This is a genomic window from Roseateles microcysteis, from assembly GCF_036880965.1.
Lineage (GTDB): Bacteria > Pseudomonadota > Gammaproteobacteria > Burkholderiales > Burkholderiaceae_C > JAUASW01.
On sequence record NZ_JBAJMV010000002.1, the window covers coordinates 825,706 to 847,317 of the forward strand.

23 protein-coding genes are annotated in these 21,612 nt (G+C 65.8%); 12 read left to right on the forward strand and 11 right to left on the reverse strand.

The features are described 5' to 3' along the window. Positions 1 to 147 precede the first annotated feature (147 nt). Positions 148 to 951 (reverse strand): LytR/AlgR family response regulator transcription factor, encoded by an 804-nt coding sequence (locus V3596_RS08730; protein WP_334277290.1) that lies wholly within the window; start codon positions 949 to 951, stop codon positions 148 to 150. Between the two features lie 10 nt (positions 952 to 961). Beyond that, on the reverse strand, positions 962 to 2,044 hold the full coding sequence (locus tag V3596_RS08735; RefSeq protein WP_334277291.1) for a sensor histidine kinase: 1,083 nt from the start codon (positions 2,042 to 2,044) through the stop codon (positions 962 to 964). An 87-nt stretch (positions 2,045 to 2,131) separates the two neighbouring features. Between V3596_RS08735 and argH the strand changes: the two genes are divergently transcribed. The 3 genes from argH (at position 2,132) to V3596_RS08750 (ending at position 5,342) form a co-directional block, all read left to right on the forward strand. Further along, positions 2,132 to 3,535, forward strand: a complete 1,404-nt coding sequence (gene argH, locus V3596_RS08740) for an argininosuccinate lyase (protein WP_334277292.1) — start codon at positions 2,132 to 2,134, stop codon at positions 3,533 to 3,535. Next, the gene (locus V3596_RS08745) at positions 3,532 to 4,002 is read left to right on the forward strand and encodes a hemerythrin domain-containing protein (RefSeq protein ID WP_334277293.1); all 471 of its coding nucleotides are present in this window, start codon (positions 3,532 to 3,534) and stop codon (positions 4,000 to 4,002) included. Before argH ends, V3596_RS08745 begins: the two co-directional genes overlap by 4 nt. An 89-nt stretch (positions 4,003 to 4,091) precedes the next feature. Next, on the forward strand, positions 4,092 to 5,342 hold the full coding sequence (locus V3596_RS08750; RefSeq protein ID WP_334277294.1) for a DNA polymerase Y family protein: 1,251 nt from the start codon (positions 4,092 to 4,094) through the stop codon (positions 5,340 to 5,342). Positions 5,343 to 5,346: 4 nt separating this feature from the next. Here the strand turns inward: V3596_RS08750 and V3596_RS08755 are convergent, their stop codons facing one another. Together V3596_RS08755 and V3596_RS08760 are read right to left on the reverse strand one after the other, a co-directional pair. Further along, the gene (locus tag V3596_RS08755) at positions 5,347 to 6,297 is read right to left on the reverse strand and encodes a tRNA dihydrouridine synthase (protein ID WP_334277295.1); all 951 of its coding nucleotides are present in this window, start codon (positions 6,295 to 6,297) and stop codon (positions 5,347 to 5,349) included. After that, positions 6,294 to 6,812: a YgjP-like metallopeptidase domain-containing protein gene (locus tag V3596_RS08760; RefSeq protein WP_334277296.1), complete on the reverse strand. Its 519-nt coding sequence runs from the start codon at positions 6,810 to 6,812 to the stop codon at positions 6,294 to 6,296. The genes V3596_RS08755 and V3596_RS08760 overlap by 4 nt, the downstream gene beginning before the upstream one ends. Positions 6,813 to 6,839: 27 nt before the next feature. Between V3596_RS08760 and V3596_RS08765 the strand changes: the two genes are divergently transcribed. Then, positions 6,840 to 7,145 (forward strand): 2Fe-2S iron-sulfur cluster-binding protein, encoded by a 306-nt coding sequence (locus V3596_RS08765; RefSeq protein WP_334277297.1) that lies wholly within the window; start codon positions 6,840 to 6,842, stop codon positions 7,143 to 7,145. Between the two features lie 4 nt (positions 7,146 to 7,149). Here V3596_RS08765 and V3596_RS08770 read toward each other — a convergent pair whose 3' ends face one another. Then, positions 7,150 to 8,814: a serine hydrolase domain-containing protein gene (locus V3596_RS08770; RefSeq protein ID WP_334277298.1), complete on the reverse strand. Its 1,665-nt coding sequence runs from the start codon at positions 8,812 to 8,814 to the stop codon at positions 7,150 to 7,152. Between the two features lie 244 nt (positions 8,815 to 9,058). Here V3596_RS08770 and V3596_RS08775 point away from each other — a divergent pair, with 244 nt between their 5' ends. After that, positions 9,059 to 9,310: a VF530 family protein gene (locus tag V3596_RS08775; RefSeq protein ID WP_334277299.1), complete on the forward strand. Its 252-nt coding sequence runs from the start codon at positions 9,059 to 9,061 to the stop codon at positions 9,308 to 9,310. 27 nt (positions 9,311 to 9,337) lie between these two features. Here the strand turns inward: V3596_RS08775 and minE are convergent, their stop codons facing one another. The 3 genes from minE to minC all read right to left on the reverse strand — a co-directional run bounded on the left by minE (position 9,338) and on the right by minC (position 11,362). Beyond that, entirely contained in the window at positions 9,338 to 9,598 is a 261-nt protein-coding gene (gene minE / locus V3596_RS08780) for a cell division topological specificity factor MinE (protein WP_334277300.1), read from the reverse strand. A gap of 14 nt (positions 9,599 to 9,612) precedes the next feature. Next, positions 9,613 to 10,425 carry a septum site-determining protein MinD gene (gene minD, locus V3596_RS08785; RefSeq protein WP_334277301.1) on the reverse strand — a complete coding sequence of 271 codons (813 nt, stop codon included), beginning with the start codon at positions 10,423 to 10,425 and terminating at the stop codon, positions 9,613 to 9,615. 61 nt (positions 10,426 to 10,486) lie between these two features. Further along, positions 10,487 to 11,362: a septum site-determining protein MinC gene (minC, locus tag V3596_RS08790; protein WP_334277302.1), complete on the reverse strand. Its 876-nt coding sequence runs from the start codon at positions 11,360 to 11,362 to the stop codon at positions 10,487 to 10,489. A gap of 660 nt (positions 11,363 to 12,022) precedes the next feature. On the opposite strand from minC, the gene V3596_RS08795 reads away from it, so the two are divergent. From V3596_RS08795 to V3596_RS08815, 5 genes are all read left to right on the forward strand, one after another. Continuing rightward, the gene (locus V3596_RS08795; protein WP_334277303.1) at positions 12,023 to 12,214 is read left to right on the forward strand and encodes a hypothetical protein; all 192 of its coding nucleotides are present in this window, start codon (positions 12,023 to 12,025) and stop codon (positions 12,212 to 12,214) included. A gap of 116 nt (positions 12,215 to 12,330) precedes the next feature. Next, a complete protein-coding gene (gene metG / locus V3596_RS08800; RefSeq protein WP_334277304.1) occupies positions 12,331 to 14,376 on the forward strand; it encodes a methionine--tRNA ligase in 2,046 nt (681 codons plus the stop codon). A gap of 51 nt (positions 14,377 to 14,427) precedes the next feature. Next, positions 14,428 to 16,083 carry a SulP family inorganic anion transporter gene (locus tag V3596_RS08805; protein WP_334277305.1) on the forward strand — a complete coding sequence of 552 codons (1,656 nt, stop codon included), beginning with the start codon at positions 14,428 to 14,430 and terminating at the stop codon, positions 16,081 to 16,083. A 38-nt stretch (positions 16,084 to 16,121) separates the two neighbouring features. Continuing rightward, entirely contained in the window at positions 16,122 to 16,325 is a 204-nt protein-coding gene (locus V3596_RS08810) for a DUF3460 family protein (RefSeq protein WP_334277306.1), read from the forward strand. 29 nt (positions 16,326 to 16,354) lie between these two features. After that, positions 16,355 to 17,191, forward strand: coding sequence for a segregation and condensation protein A (locus V3596_RS08815; protein WP_334277376.1), 837 nt, complete (start codon positions 16,355 to 16,357; stop codon positions 17,189 to 17,191). A 15-nt stretch (positions 17,192 to 17,206) separates the two neighbouring features. Here the strand turns inward: V3596_RS08815 and V3596_RS08820 are convergent, their stop codons facing one another. From V3596_RS08820 to V3596_RS08830, 3 genes are read right to left on the reverse strand one after another with little or no spacing between them, the layout of a single operon-like run. Then, the gene (locus V3596_RS08820; RefSeq protein ID WP_334277307.1) at positions 17,207 to 17,923 is read right to left on the reverse strand and encodes a response regulator transcription factor; all 717 of its coding nucleotides are present in this window, start codon (positions 17,921 to 17,923) and stop codon (positions 17,207 to 17,209) included. A gap of 50 nt (positions 17,924 to 17,973) precedes the next feature. Further along, positions 17,974 to 18,426 carry a MaoC family dehydratase gene (locus V3596_RS08825; protein ID WP_334277308.1) on the reverse strand — a complete coding sequence of 151 codons (453 nt, stop codon included), beginning with the start codon at positions 18,424 to 18,426 and terminating at the stop codon, positions 17,974 to 17,976. A 7-nt stretch (positions 18,427 to 18,433) separates the two neighbouring features. Next, positions 18,434 to 19,060 (reverse strand): ParA family protein, encoded by a 627-nt coding sequence (locus V3596_RS08830; protein WP_334277309.1) that lies wholly within the window; start codon positions 19,058 to 19,060, stop codon positions 18,434 to 18,436. Positions 19,061 to 19,148: 88 nt separating this feature from the next. Between V3596_RS08830 and kefF the strand changes: the two genes are divergently transcribed. Together kefF and kefC are read left to right on the forward strand one after the other, a co-directional pair. Then, positions 19,149 to 19,787, forward strand: a complete 639-nt coding sequence (kefF, locus tag V3596_RS08835) for a glutathione-regulated potassium-efflux system oxidoreductase KefF (protein ID WP_334277310.1) — start codon at positions 19,149 to 19,151, stop codon at positions 19,785 to 19,787. Continuing rightward, complete coding sequence (kefC, locus tag V3596_RS08840) at positions 19,777 to 21,603, forward strand: glutathione-regulated potassium-efflux system protein KefC (RefSeq protein WP_334277311.1); 1,827 nt, start codon at positions 19,777 to 19,779, stop codon at positions 21,601 to 21,603. The genes kefF and kefC overlap by 11 nt, the downstream gene beginning before the upstream one ends. The last annotated feature ends 9 nt before the right edge of the window (positions 21,604 to 21,612 follow it).

Sequence of the window (21,612 nt, forward strand, 5' to 3'; positions counted from 1 at the left end):
GCGCTAGGGTGGGCCCCTGCCCCGCTACAGCGTCAGAGGGAACGCTGACGGTCGATTCGCCGCGACCAAGCAGCAGCGACAGCACCACACAGGGCAGCGCAAGCACGGCCAGCCAGGCCCAAGCCCGTCTCCCCAAACGCCGCAAGCTCAAGACCCGCTGGCCGCCAGCGCCTCGCGCACCGCGGCCACCTGGCGGCGCGAGACGGCCAGCCATTCATCAACCTGGGCGATCCGCACCGCCCAGCCTTCGGCCGCTTCGCCGCCCTCTTCCTCACCGGGCGCCATGGCATGCTTCTGCAGCTCGCGCACCGCGGCCTTGGCCACCAGCGCATTGCGATGCACGCGCAGGAAGCGCTCGCCCAGGCGCTGTTCATAGTCCGACAGGCTGCCGTCCATCACCAGGCTCTGCGTGGCGGTGCGCAGCGTCAGGTACTTCAGTTCGGCCTTCAGGTAGAGCACCTCGCCCAGCGGAACGCGCAGCATCCGGCCGCGGTCGTTGACCACGATGACGCCGCCCTCCGCAGCCTCAAGCGCCGGGCGAACCTGGACTGCGGCGCGCTCGCTCAGACGCTGGGCCACGCGCGACAGCGCGGCCTGCAGGCGCTCGCGCCGCACCGGCTTGGTGAGGTAGTCCATCGCGTCGAGTTCGAAGGCACGCAAGGCATGTTCGCCATGAGCGGTCACGAACACGATCGCCGGCATGGGCACGCCTTGCAAGGCACGGTCCCGCAAGACGTCGGCCAGATGCAGGCCATCGGGCCCAGGCATCTGCACGTCCAGCAGCACCAGGTCGCAGGCATGGTCACGCAGCCAGTGCTGGGCCTGCGTGGCAGAACCAGCCTCGGCCACCACCTCCGCCCTGGGCTCGGAGCAGGCCTCGACCAGGCCTCTGAGCCGCAAGCGGGCCAGCGGTTCATCGTCAACGATCAGGACCTTGAGGGCTTCGCTCATGTCAGTGCATTCATCGAGGCAGGAGGATGCGTACCGTGAATCTGCCCGGCGCCGTGTCCAGCTCGAATCGGGCGGCCACATCATGCATCAGGCGCAGGCGCTGGCGCACATTGCGCAGCGCCAGACCGTGACCGGCTGTACGGGCCGGCGCACCAACGCTGTTGACTACCTTGATCTCGACCTCGGCACCGCGCAGCGCGGTGCTGATCAGCACTTCGCCACCGGTGTCATTGGGTTCCACGCCATGGCGGACAGCATTCTCGACGAGCGGCTGCAAGAGCAAGGGCGGCAGCTTGGCGCGGCCAGCCGCCGGCTCGAGCTCCCAGCGAACTCGCAGCCTGTCGCCAAAGCGCATCTGCTCGATGTCGAGGTAGCGGCGCGCCAGCTCAATCTCTTCGGTCAGGTTGACGGCCGCCTGGCTGTCAGCCAGCGCCACGCGAAAAAGCTCGCTCAGGTCTTCCAGCATCGCCTCGGCCTTGTTGGGCTCGATCTGCACCAGCGCAATGGCGCTGTTCAAGGTGTTGAAAAGGAAGTGCGGGCGGATGCGCGACTGCAGTTCCACCAGTTGCGCCAGCGCCGCCGCCGGTCGCTGCGAGCGCTCGCGCAGCTTGAGCCAGGCCAGCAGCATGACCGAGCCGGCCGCGCCTATCAAAGCCAGGCTGACGAGACGGAAGACGGACACCGGCTCATCGCTGGCCAGGGCGAGGAACTGCCAGCCGGCGAGCGCGCAGCCGGCACCAAGAACACTGAGGCCGGCCCATTGCCAGCCTTCGGCGAGCCGGGCCAGCGGCCGCTTGGCTGCGCAGACCAGCAACAGCCACAGGAGCACGGCGGTCAGGCTCACGACCGTTCCGCTGGCCAGCAGCTCAACCCACTGGGCAAAGTTGCGAGCCGCCAGCGACAGGCCCAGGCCGAGCAGCACCTGCACACCCAGCACCGCGCGCAGCACCAGGCCGACATGGCAGACATCGAACATGCGCTCGGGATCGAACAGCGGTGCCAGGGTTTCGGGCTCTGGCGCCGTCGGCTCGAAGCCGAGGAGGCTGCTGAGGCCGGTGCTTTCTGACCATTCGCTGTCACGGGCTTGGCGCATGAGGCTCCAGTGGTGTCCCTTGAGGGGGTCGATAGAATTGCAAGCTCCTGCATTCTCCATCAGCGCCTGCCCGCGCTCGCCCTTCCGATGTCGTCCGACAACCAACTCGCCAACAAGTCCCAGGCCTGGTCCGCGCTGTTCTCCGAGCCGATGAGCGATCTGGTCAAGCGCTACACCGCCAGCGTGGACTTCGACAAGCGCCTCTGGCTGGCCGACATCACCGGCAGCCTGGCGCACGCCGAGATGCTCACTGCCCAAGGCATCCTGAGCGCCGAAGACCACGCCGCCATCCAGCGCGGCATGGCGCAGATCCGCAGCGAGATCGAGGCCGGCACCTTTGAATGGAAGCTGGACCTGGAAGACGTGCACCTGAACATCGAAGCCCGCCTGACCGAGCTGGTGGGCATTGCCGGCAAGCGGCTGCACACCGGCCGCAGCCGCAACGACCAGGTCGCCACCGATGTGCGCCTGTGGCTGCGCAGCGAAATCGACGAGTTGACGAAGCTCCTGACCGGTCTGCAGGTCGCCCTGGTCGACGTGGCGGAGAAGAATGCCGAGGTCATCCTGCCCGGCTTCACCCATCTGCAGGTGGCGCAGCCGGTGGCTTTCGGCCACCACCTGCTGGCCTATGTGGAGATGTTCGCCCGCGATGCCGAGCGCATGACCGACCTGCGCCGCCGCGTGAACCGCCTGCCCCTGGGCGCCGCCGCGCTGGCTGGCACCAGCTATCCGCTGGAGCGCGAGCGCGTGGCAAGGACGCTGGGCATGGAAGGTGTTTGCCAGAACAGCCTGGACGCCGTGAGCGACCGCGACTTCGCGATCGAGTTCACCTCGGCCGCAACGCTCGTGATGGTGCACATCTCGCGCATGAGCGAAGAGCTGATCCTGTGGATGAGCCAGAGCTTCGGCTTCATCGACCTGGCAGACCGCTTCTGCACTGGCTCGTCGATCATGCCGCAGAAGAAGAACCCCGACGTGCCCGAACTGGCGCGCGGCAAGACCGGCCGGGTGGTCGGCCACCTGATGGGCCTGATCACCTTGATGAAGGGCCAGCCCCTGGCCTACAACAAGGACAACCAGGAAGACAAGGAACCGCTGTTCGACACGGTGGACACGCTGCGCGACACGCTGCGCATCTTTGCCGAAATGATGGGCGGTCTGACCGTCAAGCCGGAAGCGATGGAGCGCGCCGCGCTGCGCGGCTATGCCACCGCCACCGACCTGGCCGACTACCTCGTCAAGAAGGGCCTGGCCTTCCGCGATGCGCACGAGATCGTGGCGCACGCGGTGAAGACGGCCATTGGCACTGGTGTGGATCTGTCACAGCTGCCGCTGGCCGAGCTGCAGAAGTTCGATGCGCGCATCGAGGCCGATGTGTTCGAGGTGCTGTCGCTGCGCGGCTCCTTGAACGCGCGCAACATCCTTGGGGGCACGGCGCCGGTGCAAGTGCGCGCGCAGGTGGCACGCCATCGCGAGAGGCTGTCGGCATGAGCCTCCTGACCTGGAGCGAATCGCTCGTCCTCAATCAGCCGCAGCTCGATCAGACCCATCACGAGATGGTCGACCTGATCAACGGCCTCGATGCCGCACTGGCCTCGGGCGCTGATCCTATGCCGGCCTTCCTGGCCCTGCTCGAGCACACCGAGGCGCATTTCGCGCTCGAGGAAGGCTGGATGGCCGCCACCGGCTTCGAGCCCGAGAACTGCCACAGCAGCCAGCACAAGATGGTCTTGAACGTCTTGCACGAGGTGCGCCGCTATGCGCTGGAGCTGAACGACCTGGAGCCGATGAAGATCATCGGCGGCGAACTGGCGCAGTGGCTGCCCGCCCACGCCGAGATGATGGACGCGGCCCTGGTCTTCCACATGAGCCAGGTCGGCTTTGACCCGACGACGGGCAAACTCGCTGTGCCGCAGGCCGAAGCCAGCCACGCGTGCAGTGGTGGCACTTGCGCCTGAATATCGCCTGACCATCGCCTGAGCATCGCCTGATCCGCGACCGCAACTGCTGACAAACCTCGTCAGCAGAGCGGCGCCACAATGCCGCCATGCAAGCTGCACCTTCCCTGCCCGAGCGCCTGATTGCGCACTTGGACATGGACGCCTTCTATGCCTCGGTGGAGCTCTTGCGCTACCCCGAGCTGAAGGGCCGGGCGGTGGTGATTGGCGGGCGGCGCGAGCATGCGCCCAGGACGCTTGCTGACGGTACTCGCGAATATTCCCTGCTGCGCGACTACACCGGCCGCGGCGTGGTGACGACATCGACCTACGCAGCGCGCGACCTCGGCGTGTTTTCGGCCATGGGCCTGATGAAGGCAGCCTTGCGCGCGCCGGACGCCATCCTCCTGCCCACCGATTTCGATTCCTACCGGCACTATTCGCGCCTGTTCAAGGCCGCCGTGGCCGAGATCGCGCCAGTGATCGAGGACCGCGGCATCGATGAAATCTATATCGACCTCACGGACGTGCCCGGCATCCGCGAGCCCGTGGGCCACGACCCGCTGGGCGGCGCCAAGGCGGTGGCACGCGAGATCAAGAATTCGGTCCTCAAGGCCACGGGGCTGACCTGCTCCATCGGCATCACGCCCAACAAGCTGCTCTCCAAGATCGCCTCCGAGCTCGAAAAGCCGGACGGCGTCACCGTGCTGACCATGGAAGATCTGGAGACGCGCATCTGGCCGCTCGCGGTTCGCAAGGTCAACGGCATCGGCCCGAAGGCTGCAGCCAAGCTGGCGGCTTTGGGCGTGGAGACGGTGGGAGACATTGCGGGCAAGACGCTGCCCTGGCTGGTGGAGAACTTCGGCAAGAGCTATGGCGCCTGGCTGCATGAAGCCTCGCATGGGCGAGACCGGCGGCCGGTCGTCACGTACAGCGAGCCCGTATCGATCAGCCGCGAAACCACCTTCGAGCGCGACCTGCATGCCAAGCAGGATCGCGCGCTGCTCGGCCGCATCTTCACGCAGCTGTGCGAGCAACTGGCAGGCGACCTGTCTCGCAAGGGCTATTTGAGCCGCACCATCGGCATCAAGCTGCGCTTCGAAGGCTTTGTCACCGTGACACGCGACCTGACACTGGATCTGCCGATTGCCGATGCCGCCGCGATTCGCCACGCTGCCGGCCTGTGCCTGAAGCGCGTGGATCTCAGCAAGCGGCTGCGCCTGCTGGGCGTGCGCGCCGGCAATCTCTCTCACCCCGGAGATGCGCTGCGGGGCAGGCCTGCCCGCAAGGCCAAGCCGGCTGCGGCCAGCGAAACGCCGGAAGCCGAATCACTGTCGTTGTTCGAGGACCTGCCGCTCTGAGGCATCACCCGACCGCCCGGCCGGCTGTTGCACGGAAGAACTGTGCCTGCAAGACCTCGGGGTCGTTGATGGTCCGCAGGCGCAGGTAGGCCTCCTGCGCTTCCGGATAGCGGCGTCGCAGATAGTGCAGCCACTGCTTGAGCCGGCCACCTTGGTGTTTGTGGCCCACATGCTGGCGCACCAGGCCCCAGAACTGTTCGATCAGGGGCATGAGCTGCGCCCAGCTGAGCGGAGCGTGCCCTGGGTTCATGATGGCCAGCGCCAAGCCGGGGTCAGCCACGATGCCTCTGCCCAGCATCAGGTCGGCACAGCCCGACTCGGCCTGGCATCTCAGCGCATCTTCGACATTCCAGATTTCGCCGTTGGCGACCACATTCACGGGCACGGCCTCGCGAACGGCGGCGATGCGGTCCCAATAGGCTGGCGGCTTGTAGCCATCGGCCTTGGTACGGCCGTGGACGACCAGCTCTTCGGCGCCCGCTTCGACCATGGCCTGCGCGCAATCGAGCGTGCGCGACTGGTCCATATAGCCCAGGCGCATCTTCACAGACAGCGGCATGGCCTCAGGCATCGCACGGCGCACGGCACTGACGATCTCGAAGATCAGCTCGGGCTCGTCCAGCAGCACCGCGCCGCCGCGATGACGGTTCACGCACTTGGCCGGGCAGCCGAAATTGAGGTCGATGCCGGCGGGCTTGAGCTCGGCCAGGCGCGCAGCGTTTTCCGCCATGCAGACCGGGTCGGAACCCAGCAGTTGCGCTCGCACCGGCACACCAGCCGGCGTGAGGCCGCCATTCAGCAGCTCGGGCACGATGCGGGTGAAGACCTTCTTGGGCATCAGCATGTCGGTGATGCGGATGAACTCCGACACGCAGCGGTCGATGCCGCCAACGCGCGTCAAGGTGTCTCGCAAGGTGTGGTCCAGCAAGCCTTCCATGGGCGCCAGCAAGATCATGTCTTCGCAAGCTCCAGCGTGATCAGGTAAAGGCGCAGGTCAAATTCCAGCTGCGCGTAGTCCGGCTCCATGTGCTGGCACAGCTGGTAGAAGGCCCTGCTGTGCTCCAGCTCGCGCAGATGCGCCAGCTCATGCACGACGATCATCTTGAGGAAGTTGGCCGGCGCCTCGCGGAACAGGCTGGCAATGCGGATCTCGCGGCGCATCTTGAGCTTGCTTCCCTGCACCTTGGGCGCGCGGGTATGCGTGCCCAACGCATGCTGGAGCACGCGCAACTTGGCGTCGTAATGCACCTTGTCCAGCGGCGGCGCATTGCGCAGATGCCGCTCCTTGAGCGACTGGCAATAGTCGAACAAGGCCTTGTCGCTGCGCACTTCATGCGGCTCACCGTGGCGCCTTGCCAGAGACTCGGCCAGGCGGCCTTCAGCGATCAGGCCTTGCACCTGCTGGATCAGCGCGGGCGGATAGCCGGCCAGGTATTTCAGCGCAGGGCTGCTGGGGAGAGCGGGAGACATGGGTCGAGGAGCGGGCATGATGGCGGCATGCCGATAGAGACAAAGCCAAAGGACTACGAGGTACGGATTGTCCCGCAGCAGCAGCAATGGCGCTGCGCAGCTGATCAAACCCTGCTCTTGAGCGCCCTGGCCGCAGGCTGGCGGCTGCCGCACTCCTGCCGCAACGGCACCTGCCGGGCCTGCATGGCGCAGTTGCTCGAAGGGCAGATCGAGTACCGGATCGAATGGCCGGGCCTCTCGGCCGAGGAGAAGGCCGCAGGGCAGATCCTGCCCTGCGTGGCCTGCCCGCGCAGCGATGTGGTGATCGAGGCGCCAGCGGCCCGGCCGCTCTGAGGGCTTACTTGCGCTTCATCACCAGCTTGGTCGCGCCCTGGTTCAGCGTCACCGATTGGGCCGCGCCCTCTTCCGCACTGAACTCCAGCGTTGCATCGACCACGGTCAGGTACAACAGTCGCGGCGAGGCAGCCTTCAGTTGGGCCGGTGCCTGGCTCTGAGCCTGCGTCCACAGCACGCCCTTATCGTCGACATAGATCCTCATCGAGAACTGCGGTGAGCTGTAGTCACCCACCAGCGCCTGGACCTGCGCCGGACTCAAGGCGATGGCAGCACGATCGGCAGGCAGGTCGCCGCGACGGACCCAGCGGTCGCCCTCGCCTTCGCCGTCGTTGAACACCCGCATCGCGACGACCTTGCCCGATGCGTCACGTTCCAGCTTCATGTCACTGACCGAATCGGGAAAGCCGAAACGGTCCTCACCCATCGGCACCATGACCACGACGCCACTGCCGCTGCGCTGGCTCTGCAGCACGCCGTCCTTGACTCGCAAAGTACGGGTCTGCTTGTCGTCCAGGGCATAGAGCCCTTCGGCGGCCTGCAGCTGTTCAGTGGCTACAGCCACGGCCTTGCGTTCAGCAAACGGCTCGCCAATGGCAAAGGCAGCCAACTTGCGCCACAGGAGGTCGAGGTTCGGGCCTGCGCCATTGGTGTTGCGCACCATGGCGATGGTCACCTGGCTTTGCGGCAGATAGTTCAAGGTGGAAACAAAGCCGTGGATGCCGCCGCCATGCATCAGCACCGGCTGGCCACGCAGCTTGGCAGTCGTGATGCCAAAGCCGTAGTTGCGCGGCTTGGCTGCGCCCTCGGGGGTGATCATCCTTTGATAGCTGGCAGAGGAAATCAGCTTGCCGCCATGCAGCGCCTGGTTCCAGCGCCACAGCGATTCGACGTTGGCAATCAGCGCGCCCGCCGCATGCGGCTGGGTCATGCTGATCAGGCCCGCCGGCGTGACATCACCGCGTGCATTCGTGGTGTAGCCCTCGACCATGCCCTTGAAGAGCTGGTCGGGCGCCTGGTAGCGCACCATGCCCAGCTTGTTGGGCGCCAGCAGCGAGTCGTTCAGCTGCTGGTGCCAGGTCTTGCCCGAGACAGCCTCGATCACGGCGCCGACCAGCACATAGCCGGAGTTGTTGTAGGCCCATGCCTGGCCCGGTGCGAAGTCGACCGGCAGGTCCTTGAATTCCTTGATCAGCGCGGTGGTATCCAGGTCGCGCCGGATCGGCCCGTTCATGTAGCCGGGGATGCCGGTGTAGCTCTTCACGCCAGAGGTGTGATTGAGCAGTTGCAGCACCGTGATCTGCGCGCCATTGGGATAGTCGGGCAGGAACTTGGACAGCGGGTCGTCGAGCTTGACCTTGCCTTCGTCGATCAGCTTCAAGAGCGTGGCAGCAGCGAACTGCTTGGTCACCGAGCCGATGCGCAGCAGGTACTCCGGCTTCATCGGCACGCCCAGCTCGATGCTGGCCATGCCACGGGCGCCTTGGTAGAGCAACTGCTCACCGCGGGCCACCAGCACCGTCAGGCCGGGACCGTCGCCGAGCTTCTGCTCGTTCAGCAGCTTCTCGGCATAGGCCACCATCGCAGCGGGCGTGGCGGGCGTGCCGGCCTGGGCGGCGCCCAGCATGAGGCCCAGCAGCAGGGCGGCAGGTAGCGTCGGATTGCGCATGCGGTACTCCATGATGTGAAGCCGCGAAGCATCGCAGCGCTGCCCAATCAGGACAAGCCGGCGAGCGACAGGCTGCACGAAACGCGGCATGAGCTACAGATGCTCCACAGCATCTGTGGACAAGTCCGTGCACAGCCTGCGGGCGGCGGCGCCAAGTGCTTGATGCGCCGGGGAGTTTCTTGCTCTGCCACAGAATGAAGCAGCGCCGGTGAGCCTGGTTCGGGGCAGCCGATAATCGCCCGCAATGAACCCCAAGCCCAACAAAGACCCGCTGCACGGCCTCACGCTGGAGGCCATCGTGACCGAGCTGGTCGAGCACTTCGGTTGGGAGGAGCTCGGGCAGAGAATCGCGATCCGCTGCTTCCAGAGCGACCCGAGCGTGGCCTCGAGCCTCAAGTTCCTGCGCAAGACGCCGTGGGCGCGCGCCAAGGTGGAAAGCCTCTATCTCTTCATGCTGAGGGAGCGGGCACGCAACGCGCCCCGCTCCTCGCCTTGACGATTGCCTGAGGCTTGGCGAGCCGCCTTATCTGGCAGCTTCAGGCAGCTCGATCTTGACCTCGAGCACATCGAGGTCATCCTGGCGCTCCATGTGCACCTTGATGTCGGACGGATTGATCGACACGTACTTGGAGATCACCGCCACCAGCTCGCGCTGAAGTTGCGGCAGATAGTCGGGGCTCGCGCTGCGGCCGTTGCGCTCATGCGCGAGGATCAGCTGCAGCCGCTCCTTGGCCACGCTGGCGGTGTTCTTTTTCTCGCCGAGGAAAAAGGTCAGGAATCCCATGTCGCGACTCCCGATCAGCGGCCGAACAGGCGCTTGAAGAAGCCGGGCTTGTCGGCTTCGATGAAGCGCATCGGCTTTTCCTCGCCCAGGAAGCGCGAGACGACGTCGGCATAGGCCTCGGCCACTTCGCTGCCCTTCATGTGGATCGCCGGCGTGCCCTGATTGGACGCCTGCAGCACGATCTCGCTCTCCGGGATCACGCCGATCAGCGGGCAACGCAGGATCTCGTGGATGTCCTCCAGCGACAGCATCTGGCCACCTTCGACGCGGTTCGGGTTGTAGCGCGTGATCAGGAGGTGTTCCTTGATCGGCTCCTTGCCGTCGATCGCGCGCTTGGTCTTGCTATTGAGCATGCCCAGGATGCGGTCGGAGTCGCGCACCGAGGAGACCTCGGGATTGGTCACCACCAGCGCTTCGTCAGCAAAGTGCATGGCCATCAGCGCGCCGGTCTCGATACCGGCCGGCGAGTCGCAGACGATGAAGTCGAACTCCATCTCCTTGAGCTCGTTGAGCACGCGCTCGACGCCTTCCTGCTTCAGCGCGTCCTTGTCGCGCGTTTGCGAGGCAGCGAGGATGTAGAGCTTCTCGAGCTGCTTGTCCTTGATCAGCGCCTGGCTCAGCTTGATCTCGTCGTTGATGACGTTGATCAGGTCATAGACCACGCGGCGCTCCACGCCCATGATCAGGTCGAGGTTGCGCAGGCCGACGTCGAAGTCGATCACTGCGGTCTTGTAGCCGCGCAGTGCAAGGCCGGTCGCAAAGCTGGCGCTGGTGGTGGTCTTGCCGACCCCGCCCTTGCCCGAGGTCACCACGACGATCTTGGTCATCGAATCAGGTCCTTCTTCAAAAACAAAAACAACGCGCCCTGTTGAATCAACAACACGGCGCTCAGAGCTTCAATGCTTCCATCACCAGCTTCTCGCCCTCCAGCCGCACCTGTGCCGGCTTGGCCAGCACCTCGGGCGGCAGCGGGTTCTCGGTGGTGCGATAGATGCCGGCGATGGCGATCAATTCGGCTTCCAGGCTGGCCGCAAAGATGCGCGCCTCGGTATTGCCACGTGCACCTGCAATCGCCTTGCCGCGCAGCGGTGCGTAGACGTGGATGCTGCCGTCGGCAATCACTTCGGCACCGTGGTTCACCAGGGCCAGCACAACGAGGTCGGCGCCCTTGGCATAGACCTGCTGGCCGGAGCGCAGGGGCTTGTCGACGATGACGGTGCGGCCGCTCGTCTCGGCGGGCACTTCACGCACCACCTCGACCTCGCGAACCACTTCCTTCACCACTTCCTTGATCACGGTCTGCACCCGCGGCTCGGCGGCTCGCGGTTCAGCGCGGGTAGCACCCAGCGGCGCCTCGACCAGGCCCAAGGCCAGCGCCTGCTCGCGCTGAACATCGTTGGCACCCGCCACAGCCACCGGCCGCATCCCGTAGCGACGCAGAAGCGCCAGCAGGCCCGCCATGTCCAGGCGCTGGGTACCTTCCGTCAGGCTCAGCTGGCCGGATTGCGCTTGCAAGGGGTCGGTGGGCAGCTGCGACAGGTCGACCAGCACGCCCTCGTCCTCGAACTGCTGCTCACCCAGGCGCTGCTGCATTTCTGCCGCCAGCGCGTCCAGGTCGGCACTGCGCAGCACCAGGGCCAACAGGCTCACCGAGGCGCTCTTGAGCTCGAACAAATCGGCGGCTCGGCCGCCGCCCGCAGCCTGGGAGCCCGTCACCGCACCGGAAGACCGGCCCCTCACCTTACCTGCCATCTGTTCGGCCATGAAACGCTTGTGTGTGCAAAGCTGGGCATTTTAGAGGCCGCCCCGAGACGCACTTCTAGGCGTTGGCCCCAGGGCCGCCGCCGCGCGCTGGCGGCAGGCCTCCGAGACCTGCAGAAGTCCCTAAAAAGAATGTCCGGGGGGCTTGACTTATCCCCATTCGAGGGCCACCGAGGCGTGTACGCGAACATGCTGCGTTGCAACTGCTCGTTTTCCCGAAATCCTGGCCAGGCGCTGTGCAAGCTCAGCTAAGTCGTTGATTCATATGATGAGCTTGCAAGTGCTCAGAAATGAGGCAGTGAAAGCCCTGCCGCGCAGCCACAAGGGTTTAGCGAGGGCGGGGGCAAGTTCTCCACAAAGTTATCCACACGAAAAGTGGATAGCTGGGTAGCGCCATACGAATCATTGACTTAGCGCTTGAAGCTGAGTCTGGCGCACAGCATTCGCCGCTAACTGATTGCCATTCGACGCAGGGCTTCGCGTGATTCAGATTCGAATTGGCCAAAGACAAAAAAATTGGGCCGGCATGTTTGATTTATCCCCAATTGTTTTGTTTCTGTGACACCCGGCTGGTTCACGCCCGCGCTACGCGCGCGAGGCGCGGCGCAGGCTATATTGCCTGCATTGCGTTGGCATTCCGTCAGCCGCAGCGAGGAGCAAGGCTTGGCAACACCGAACTATTCCTATGAAAAACGCCAGCGTGAGTTGGCCAAGAAGCGCAAGGCCGAAGAAAAGCGCATGCGCAAGCTGAGCGGCAAGCCCGATGGTCCGGAAGACGGATCGGGCGACGACGCCGGCCAGGCCGAGGAGGCCGGTACCGCAGCCGGCGCCCCCGCCGAGCCGCCCCAAGGCTGAACGCCTCGAGACGCTTGCCGCAGCGCTGCGGCGTGCAGGGCGTGCCGAGTGTCGCGCTCGCCTAAAATCTCGCTCCCCATGGCGCTCCGCCATGCACTGCACGCATTTCCCCAGCCATGACCCGCAAGCTCTTCGTCACGACCGCCCTGCCCTACGCGAACGCCAATTTCCACATTGGCCACATCATGGAGTACACCCAGGCCGACATCTGGGTGCGCTTCCAGCGCATGCAGGGGCAGCAGGTGCACTTCGTTTGTGCTGACGATGCCCATGGCGCGCCGATCATGATCGCGGCCGAGAAGGCCGGCATCACGCCGCAAGCCTTCGTGGCCAATATCGCTGCCGGCCGCAAGGCCTATCTCGACGGCTTTCACATCAGCTTCGACAACTGGCATTCGACCGACGGCCCGGAGAACCACGAGCTGTCGCAGGAGGTCTACCGCTCGCTGCGCAAGAACGAGCTGATCGAGGTGAAGACCATCGAGCAGTTCTTCGACCCGCAAAAGCAGATGTTCCTGCCCGACCGCTTCATCAAGGGCGAGTGCCCCAAGTGCGGCGCGAAAGACCAGTACGGCGATTCCTGCGAGGTCTGCGGCGCGGTCTACACACCCACCGAGCTGAAGCACCCGTTCTCGGTGCTGACCGGCGCGACGCCGGTCATGAAGAGCTCGGAGCACTACTTCTTCAAGCTCTCCGACCCGCGCTGCGTGGCCTTCCTCGAGGAATGGACGCAGACGCCGAACCGCCTGCAGAGCGAAGTGCTCAACAAGATCAAGGAATGGTTCACCAAGGACGCCGAGGGAAATGGCGGCCTGGGCGACTGGGACATCAGCCGCGACGCACCCTACTTCGGCATCGAGATCCCGGACGCGCCGGGCAAGTACTTCTACGTCTGGCTGGACGCGCCCATCGGCTACCTGGCCTCGCTGAAGAACTACTTCGGCAAAGTCGGTGCGGACTTCGATGCCTTCATGGCCGACCCGACGGTGGAGCAGATCCATTTCATCGGCAAGGACATCACCTACTTCCACACGCTGTTCTGGCCGGCCATGCTGCATTTCAGCGGCCGCAAGACCCCGAACCACGTGTTCGTGCACGGCTTCATGACCGTCAACGGCGGCGAGAAGATGAGCAAGAGCCGCGGCACCGGCCTCGACCCGCTCAAGTACCTCAAGCTCGGCCTGAATGCCGAAGCACTGCGCTACTACATCGCTGCCAAGCTGAATGCGCGGGTCGAAGACCTCGACTTCAACCCGGAGGACTTCGTCGCCCGCGTCAACTCCGACCTGGTCGGCAAGTACATCAACATCGCCTCGCGCGCCGCGGGCTTCCTGACCAAGCGCTTCGGCGGCCACCTGAGCGGCGACCTGGGCGTTGAAGGCCGCGCGCTGCTGGACGGCCTGCGCGCCCACGCGCCGGTGATTGCCGAGCTGTATGAGGAGCGCGAGTTCGGCAAGGCGTTGCGCGAAACCATGCTGCTGGCCGACCGCGTGAACGAATACGTGGACCAGAACAAGCCCTGGGAGCTGGCCAAGCTCGAAGGCAAGGACGCGGTGCTGCACGACGTCTGCAGCGTCTGCATCGAGGCCTTCCGCCTGCTCACCATCTACCTGAAGCCGGTGCTGCCGGCGCTGGCCGCCAGGGTCGAGGCCTTCCTGAGGGTCGAGGCCATGCAGTTTGCGGATGCGCAACGCTCGCTGGGCGCCCACCAGATCGGCGCGTACGAGCACCTGATGCAGCGCGTCGACCCCAAGGTCGTGGAAGCGCTGTTCGAGCCGCCGCCGGCACCCAAGGTCATTCCAGGTGGCGAAGACCTCGCACCCGAGATCAAGATCGACGACTTCACCAAGGTCGACCTGCGCGTGGCCAGGATCGTCAAGGCCGAGCATGTCGAAGGTTCGGACAAGCTGCTGCGCCTGACACTCGATGCCGGTGAAGGCCGCATGCGCAATGTTTTCTCCGGCATCAAGAGTGCCTACAAGCCCGAAGACCTGGAAGGCAAGCTGACCGTGCTGGTGGCCAACCTGGCGCCGCGCAAGATGAAGTTTGGCATCAGCGAAGGCATGGTGCTGGCCGCCAGCCACGCAGACGAGAAGGCCAACCCAGGCATCTTCGTGCTCGAGCCCTTCCCGGGCGCCCAGCCGGGCATGCGCATCCGCTAAGTTGATCGGCATCAAGCTGTTGCCGGGATCACTCCCCACAATCAACCGCTGATGCCCACCCTGCACCGCTTCAGACCGCGCTCGCTGGATCTGCTGCGCGACTACTCGCGCGAGCGCTTCGTCAAGGATATCGGCGCCGGCCTGACGGTGGGTATCGTCGCCCTGCCCTTGGCCCTGGCCTTTGCCATCGGCTCTGGCGTCAAACCCGAACAAGGCCTGGTGACGGCCATCGTCGCCGGTTTCCTGGTCTCGCTGCTGGGCGGCTCCAGCGTGCAGATCGGCGGGCCGGCCGGCGCCTTCATCGTCATCGTCTACGGCATCCTGCAGCGCTACGGGCTGGCCAATCTTCTCGTCGCCACCATGCTGGCCGGCGTGCTCCTGATTGCCCTGGGTGCGCTCAGGCTGGGCGCGCTGGTGCGCTACATCCCGGTGAGCATCGTCATCGGCTTTACCAACGGTATTGCGGTACTGATCGGCTTTGCTCAGCTGAAGGACATTCTGGGCCTGCGGATTCCGGATCTGCCGGCCGATTTCACGGGGCAATTGCAGGCCCTTGCCAGCCACGCGGGCGCATTCAACGGCGCGGCCCTGACGCTAGGCCTGGGCTCAGCGGCACTGGTGGCGCTCTGGCCCAAGAGCTACAGCATGCCCGTCGGCCCCCAGGGCTGGCGCGACAGGAGCCGGCGCCTGCTCGCTCACCTGCCCGGCACCCTGGTCGCGTTGCTGCTGGCCAGCATCGCGGCCTACGCGCTGGCACTGCCAGTCGAGACCATCGGCAGCCGGTTTGGCGAGATTCCCCGCAGCCTGCCGCCGCTGGCCTGGCCCGAGCTGAGCTGGGCCGGGGCGCGCGGCCTGGTGCTGCCCACGCTGACCATTGCCCTGCTCGGCGCCATCGAGTCGCTGCTCTGCGCGCGCGTGGCCGACGGCATGAGCGACCAGCCCCGCCACGACCCCAACCAGGAACTGATGGCCCAAGGCATCGCCAACCTGGTTACACCGCTGTTCGGCGGCATTCCAGCCACCGGCACCATCGCCCGCACCGTCACCAACATCCGGGCCGGTGGCACAAGCCCGGTCGCCGGCATGGTGCATGCCGGCACCTTGGCCCTGATCGTGCTGGTGGCCGCGCCGCTGGCGACTCACATCCCGCTGGCCGCACTGGCGGGCATCCTGCTCGTCGTCGCGTGGAACATGGGCGACTGGCATGAGTTCGCCCGGCTGCGACGCTTCAGCCCGCAATACCGCACCATCCTGCTGGGAACCTTTGTGTTGACCGTGGTCTTTGACCTGACCGTGGCGGTCGAGGTCGGTCTGGTACTGGCCTGCGTGTTCTTCATCTACCGGATGAGCAGCCTTTTCCGCGCCGAGCCGCAGGCCGAGGCGACACTTGGCAGCAGGGTCCTGACGCTGCGCGGTGCCCTGTTCTTTGGCGCCGTGGGCAAGCTCGAACGCCTGGCGGAGGGCCTCCCGCCCGACTGCCGCGAACTGGTGCTTGATGCCCGGCACCTGTTTGCCCTGGACACCTCCGGCCTCGACGCACTGGAGCAATTGCGCCGGGAGCTGACCCGCCAGGGGCGCAGCCTGGTCATCTGCGGCCTGCTGGAGCAGCCTGCCAGCCTGGTGCGGCGAGGCGGCCTGGCCGAGGCACTGGGCCCAGCGGGACTATTCACCACGCTGGATGACTGGCGGGCCGCGAGGGGCAGCTAAAATCCGCACTTTCCCGCATCGTTCACCGACAAGCCACCATGCCGCTGTTCTGGAAGCCCTACAAGTCCGAAGTCACGCAGTTCATTGACGAACTGAAGGCCAAGAAGCCCACGCTGGAAGCCGAGCAACGCGCGGGCCGCGCCCTGCTTTGGGACAAGGCCATTGACCGCAACGAGCAGGCCGACTTCCGTGCGGCCAAGGTGGCGCAGCAGGCCTACGTCTACCAGACCAAAGAGCACTGAACACTGCCGTGAGCAGCGAGGCGCCCGACATCGCCACGGCCCTGGCCGCGGCGCCTGAAGCCACGGTCGATGCGCTGCCGGTCGACAACATTGCCGTGGCGCGGCTTTATGGCGAACCGCTGTTCGCCATGCCGCAGGACCTCTACATCCCGCCGGATGCACTGGAGGTGTTCCTCGAGGCCTTCGAAGGCCCGCTGGACCTGCTGCTCTACCTCATTCGCAAGCAGAACTTCAACATCCTCGACATTCCACTGGCCGACGTCACGCGCCAGTACCTGAGCTATGTCGACCAGCTGCGCAAGACCAATCTCGAGCTCGCGAGCGAATACCTCCTGATGGCGGCGATGCTGATCGAGATCAAGTCGCGCATGCTGCTGCCGCCGCGCAAGACCGACGACGGTGCCGAGCCCGAGGACCCGCGCGCCGAGCTGGTGCGCCGCCTGCTGGAGTACGAGCGCATCAAGCTGGCCGCCGCGCGGCTCGATGCATTGCCGGTGCTGGGCCGCGACTTTCTGCGGGCGCAGGTGCATATCGAGCAATCGCTGCAGCCGCGTTTTCCGGACGTGGATGTCGACGACCTGCGCCAGGCCTGGGCCGAGCTGCTCAAGCGCGCCAAGCTGAACCAGCATCACAAGATCAGCCGCGAGCAGCTCTCGGTACGAGAGCACATGAGCATGCTGCTGCGCCGCCTGCAGGGCGAACGTTTCGTCGAGTTCGAAGCCCTGTTCGACGCGAGCCGCGGCTCGCAGGTGCTGGTCGTCACCTTCATCGCGATGCTGGAACTGTCGCGCGAGCGCCTGCTCGAAGTGACGCAGGCCGAGGCCTTTGCGCCGATCTACGTGCGCCTGGCCTACACGCCGAACTGAAGCAGGTGCGGCCGCTCAGGCCTCGCTGTGACGCCAGGCCGAGAAGCTGCTGGAGGGCTGGCGCTGGGCCATCTGGCTGACCGCCAGCACGGCCTGGGTGCGCGAGTTGACGCCCAGGGCCTTCAGCACCGCAGCGACATGGTCCTTGACCGTGTCGACCGAGACGCCCAGCTCGCGGGCGATCAGCTTGTTCGGCAGGCCTTGCAGGAGCAGGGCCAGCACATCGGTCTGGCGCGGGGTGAGGCCCAGGCCATCGAGGCTGGCGGGCGTCTGGAAGGTGGCCATCGGCTCCTGGCGAGCCGGCACCTGCTCGGCCTTGGCTGGCAGGCTTTCGCTGCCGCTCATGGCCATCGGCGGCACATAGATGCCGCCCGACATCACCAGCTTCAAGGCGCTCGAGAGCATGTCGGTGCTGATGCGCTTGGGCACAAAGCCCATCGCACCCAGGTCGATGGCGCGGATCACGTCGCTGGCGCGGTCGGAGGCCGAGATCACGACCACGGGCAAGGCCGGGTAACCGGCGCGGAACTCCTCGAGCACTTCGAAGCCGTCGGCATCCGCCAGCTGCAGGTCCAGCATCACCAGGTCGAAGTTGTCGTCAGCGCGCAGAGCCTCGCGGGCGGCGCCGGCACTGTCCAGGCCCACGACGCTGACGTTGTCGCTCAGGCCTTCGATCACGAGCTGCAGCGCTGAAAGTATCAGCGGATGGTCATCGATCAGCAGCACGCGCATGCCTGGGTTCCCTTGCTTCTATGTTCTTTTGCCAGAAGCCGGGATCATACTCAGGTGTAACGCCTCGTCAGCGACTCCGCGACACAAACGGGTTTGTCACCGCCCTCGCGTTCCACCGTCACTTCCACGGCCAGTTGCGCACCACCGGCCAGCGGTTCATAGCTCAGCAGCTTGAAACGCGCGCGCAGCCGGCTGCCCACCGGCACCGGCGCCGGAAAGCGCACCTTGTTGAGACCGTAGTTCAGGCCCATGCGGCCATCACCGATCTCGAAGCCCTGGTCGAAGAAGTACGAAAGCATCGACAGCGTCAGGAAGCCATGGGCGATGGTGGTACCGAACGGCCCTTCAGAGGCTCGGGCCGGGTCGGTGTGTATCCACTGCTGGTCATCGGTCGCGTCGGCAAAGCGCTGGATGCGCGCCTGGTCAATCTCCACCCAAGGGCTCAGGCCGATCTCCTGGCCCACATGGCCGGCCAGCTCGGCCAGCGTCTCGAAACGTTGCATCACATCATCAGGAGTCCAGCCAGGCACACAGCGGCTGCCACTGCGCCAGGTCGCGCTCGACCCGGCTAGGCGCCACGTCCCAGAGGCTGGCGCCGCGGGCGGCCAGCTGCACATAGTTCTGCGTGTCACGCAGGTAGCCCAGCACCGGGACTTCCTGGGTCTGCAAGAACTGCTGCAACTGCTCCACCGACAGCGTGCCCTCCTTGGCCCGCATGCCGACAACGGCAAGCTTGGGGCCCGCGCCGTGTCGCCGCCTGCGCAGATCATGCAGCTCGGCGACGAAGTCGTATGTCGCCTGGATGTCAAAGAGGCTGGGCTGCAGCGGTATCAGGAGCTTGTCGGCGATTCGGACCAGGTCCTCCAGCGGCTTGCCATGCAGACCGGCGGGCGTGTCGAGCACCACATGGCTGACGCCCTTGGGCGGCTTGGCCAGGTGCTCATCCACCATGCCCCAGCCCTGGATGGGCGGCAATTGGGCGGGGCGCAGCGCGAGCCAGCGGCGGCTGCTCTGCTGGCGGTCCACATCTCCGAGCATCACCGCATGGCCCTGCCGGGCCAGGTAGCCAGCCACATTGCTGGCGATGGTGCTCTTGCCAACGCCACCCTTGGGGTTGGCGATCAGGATCACGGGCATGCTCGCTCCTTCGAGGAATCAAGGCCGCGGCATATTAGCAAGCGGCTGCGCGCGGGCACATCTGGACTTGCGGAGATACTCGCAGCCCATGGCCGAGATCCTCCTCATCGCAGCCCATCCCGACCTGCAGCATTCGCGCGTGAGCCGCGCCTTGCTGACGGCCGTTGACCGGGCCGCCATCGAACCCTCGCGGCTGCAAGTGCGCGATCTCTACCGCCTCTATCCGGACTACGCGATCGACATCGCCGCCGAGCAGGAGGCGCTGGCCAGGGCGTCGCTGATCATCTGGCTGCATCCGCTGCACTGGTACGGCATGCCGGCGCTGATGAAGCTCTGGGTCGATGAAGTCTTCGGCCACGGCTGGGCCTACGGCGTGGGCCAGCGGGCCTTGCGTGGCAAGCGCTTGTGGCTGACGCTCTCGGCCGGTGGCTCGCCGGAGTCTTTCGCGAGCGGCGGATACAACGGCCACGAACTGCTCGATTTCCTCCTGCCCTATGCCCAGATCGCGCGGCTCTGCGGCATGCAGACGCTGCCGCCCACCTTGATCTACGCCGCCCATGAGATCAGCGACGAAGCACTGCATCAGCAGGCACTCGGCTTTGTGCAGCAGTTGCTTGACTATCCGGCCTGGTGCGGCGCACCTGAGGGCGGCGAGGACAACCTCGCCTGCTGGAGCGTCCCGACGCCAGACATGAAGGATCTGACAGGAGGCGGCGATGGAGCATGACGCCCAATGGCTGCGACTGCCGCTGGTCTTCCTGGCGGCGGCGGTGCTCATCGTGCCCCTGGCGCGCTGGCTCAAGCTCGGCAGCATCCTCGGCTACCTGATCGCCGGCGTGCTCCTGGGCCCTTCGGCCCTGAGCCTGGTCAGCAAGCCGGCCACGGTGCTGGAGTTCGCAGAATTCGGCGTCGTGCTGATGATGTTCCTGGTCGGCCTGGAACTCGAACCCAAGCGCCTGTGGGCGATGCGCCGGCCCATCTTTGGCTGGGGCTCCCTGCAGCTCCTGGGCTGCACCGCGGCGCTGATGGGCATTGCCCTGCTGCTGGGCGCGCCCTGGCGTCTGGCGCTGGGGGCCAGCCTGGGCCTGGCGATGTCGTCAACCGCAGTGGCGCTGGCCGTGCTCGCCGAGCGCAACGTCGGCAATACGACGGCCGGCCAGAGCGTCCTGAGCGTGGCACTGTTGCAGGACATCGCAGCCATCCCGGTGCTGGCCCTGATTCCCATCCTGGCGCTGAGCGGCGCCAATGCCGAGGAGGAAGGCTCCTGGCAGGCGCTGAAGGCCGTCGCGGCCGTGTTGACCATCATCCTGGGCGGCCGCCTGGCCCTGCGCCCGGCGCTGCGCTGGATCGCCCGCAGCGACATTCCCGAGATCTTCACCGCCGCCGCCCTGCTGCTCGTGCTGGGCACGGCTGCGCTGATGCAGGCGGTCGGCTTGTCGATGGCGCTGGGCGCCTTCCTGGCCGGCGTGCTGCTGGCCGAGAGTGCCTACCGACGCGAGCTCGAAACCGATCTGGAGCCCTTCAAGGGCCTCTTGCTGGGCCTGTTCTTCATGGCCGTGGGCATGGGGCTGGACTTGCAGGTCCTGCGCGACAAGCCGCTGGAGGTGCTGGGCCTGCTCGTCATCCTGCTGGTCGCCAAGGCCACCGTGCTGACGCTGATGTCCAGGGCGATGAAGATCCCGGTGATGGAGCGCCCGCTCTTCATCCTGCTGCTGGCCCAGGGCGGCGAGTTCGGCTTCGTGGTGTTCCAGCTCGGCCAGCAGACTGGCTTGCTGACCGGCACGCAGGCTTCGGCATTGATTGCAGCGGTCGCCCTGTCGCTCGCCTGCACGCCGGCGCTTCTGCAAGGGGCCGAGCGGCTGCTGGCGCCTCGCCTGGCGCGCAAGCATGTGCCGCAAGGCGCTTCGATGGACGAACAGCAGCAGGCGCCCATCATCATTGCCGGCTTCGGCCGCTGGGGCCAGATCATCGGCCGCCTGCTCTATGCCAATGGCTTCGAGGCGACCGTGCTGGACCATGATGCCGAAGCCGTGGAGAGCCTGCGCCGCTTCGGCTGGCGGGTGTACTTCGGCGATGCCTCGCGGCTGGACCTGCTGCGCACCGCTGGCGCCGCGCAGGCCCGCGTGCTGGTGCTGGCTGTGGACGACGTGGAGCAAAGCCTGGCCATCGCAACGCTGGCCAAGGAACACTGGCCGCATCTGCAAGTGGTGGCCCGGGCTCGCAACGTCCAGCACTTCTACAAGCTGCGCGCCCTGGGCGTGACCCTGATCGAGCGCGAGACCTTCGACTCGGCCCTGATGAGCGGCCGTTCGGTGCTGGAGCTGATGGGCCTGGAGCCGCATGCCGCACGCAAGCAGGCCTGGCGCTTCCGCCAGCGCAACCTGGCTCAGATCGAGCAGACCTGGCCCCTTCACAAGGACGAAGCCGCGCTGATCGCTGTCGCCAAGCAAGGCCGCCAGCAGCTGGAAGAGTTGTTTGCGCAGGAGCGCGAACAGCGGCAGCAGCAAAGAAAGCAGCCCCCCGGCTGGACCGGGCAGGACTGAACGCGACTC

Coding starts and splice junctions, on each gene's coding strand:
- V3596_RS08730 (WP_334277290.1), bottom strand. CDS start 951: ATGAGCGAAGCCCTCAAGGTCCTGATCGTTGACGATGAACCGCTGGCC.
- V3596_RS08735 (WP_334277291.1), bottom strand. CDS start 2,044: ATGCGCCAAGCCCGTGACAGCGAATGGTCAGAAAGCACCGGCCTCAGC.
- argH (WP_334277292.1), top strand. CDS start 2,132: ATGTCGTCCGACAACCAACTCGCCAACAAGTCCCAGGCCTGGTCCGCG.
- V3596_RS08745 (WP_334277293.1), top strand. CDS start 3,532: ATGAGCCTCCTGACCTGGAGCGAATCGCTCGTCCTCAATCAGCCGCAG.
- V3596_RS08750 (WP_334277294.1), top strand. CDS start 4,092: ATGCAAGCTGCACCTTCCCTGCCCGAGCGCCTGATTGCGCACTTGGAC.
- V3596_RS08755 (WP_334277295.1), bottom strand. CDS start 6,297: ATGATCTTGCTGGCGCCCATGGAAGGCTTGCTGGACCACACCTTGCGA.
- V3596_RS08760 (WP_334277296.1), bottom strand. CDS start 6,812: ATGTCTCCCGCTCTCCCCAGCAGCCCTGCGCTGAAATACCTGGCCGGC.
- V3596_RS08765 (WP_334277297.1), top strand. CDS start 6,840: ATGCCGATAGAGACAAAGCCAAAGGACTACGAGGTACGGATTGTCCCG.
- V3596_RS08770 (WP_334277298.1), bottom strand. CDS start 8,814: ATGCGCAATCCGACGCTACCTGCCGCCCTGCTGCTGGGCCTCATGCTG.
- V3596_RS08775 (WP_334277299.1), top strand. CDS start 9,059: ATGAACCCCAAGCCCAACAAAGACCCGCTGCACGGCCTCACGCTGGAG.
- minE (WP_334277300.1), bottom strand. CDS start 9,598: ATGGGATTCCTGACCTTTTTCCTCGGCGAGAAAAAGAACACCGCCAGC.
- minD (WP_334277301.1), bottom strand. CDS start 10,425: ATGACCAAGATCGTCGTGGTGACCTCGGGCAAGGGCGGGGTCGGCAAG.
- minC (WP_334277302.1), bottom strand. CDS start 11,362: ATGGCCGAACAGATGGCAGGTAAGGTGAGGGGCCGGTCTTCCGGTGCG.
- metG (WP_334277304.1), top strand. CDS start 12,331: ATGACCCGCAAGCTCTTCGTCACGACCGCCCTGCCCTACGCGAACGCC.
- V3596_RS08805 (WP_334277305.1), top strand. CDS start 14,428: ATGCCCACCCTGCACCGCTTCAGACCGCGCTCGCTGGATCTGCTGCGC.
- V3596_RS08810 (WP_334277306.1), top strand. CDS start 16,122: ATGCCGCTGTTCTGGAAGCCCTACAAGTCCGAAGTCACGCAGTTCATT.
- V3596_RS08820 (WP_334277307.1), bottom strand. CDS start 17,923: ATGCGCGTGCTGCTGATCGATGACCATCCGCTGATACTTTCAGCGCTG.
- V3596_RS08825 (WP_334277308.1), bottom strand. CDS start 18,426: ATGCAACGTTTCGAGACGCTGGCCGAGCTGGCCGGCCATGTGGGCCAG.
- V3596_RS08830 (WP_334277309.1), bottom strand. CDS start 19,060: ATGCCCGTGATCCTGATCGCCAACCCCAAGGGTGGCGTTGGCAAGAGC.
- kefF (WP_334277310.1), top strand. CDS start 19,149: ATGGCCGAGATCCTCCTCATCGCAGCCCATCCCGACCTGCAGCATTCG.
- kefC (WP_334277311.1), top strand. CDS start 19,777: ATGGAGCATGACGCCCAATGGCTGCGACTGCCGCTGGTCTTCCTGGCG.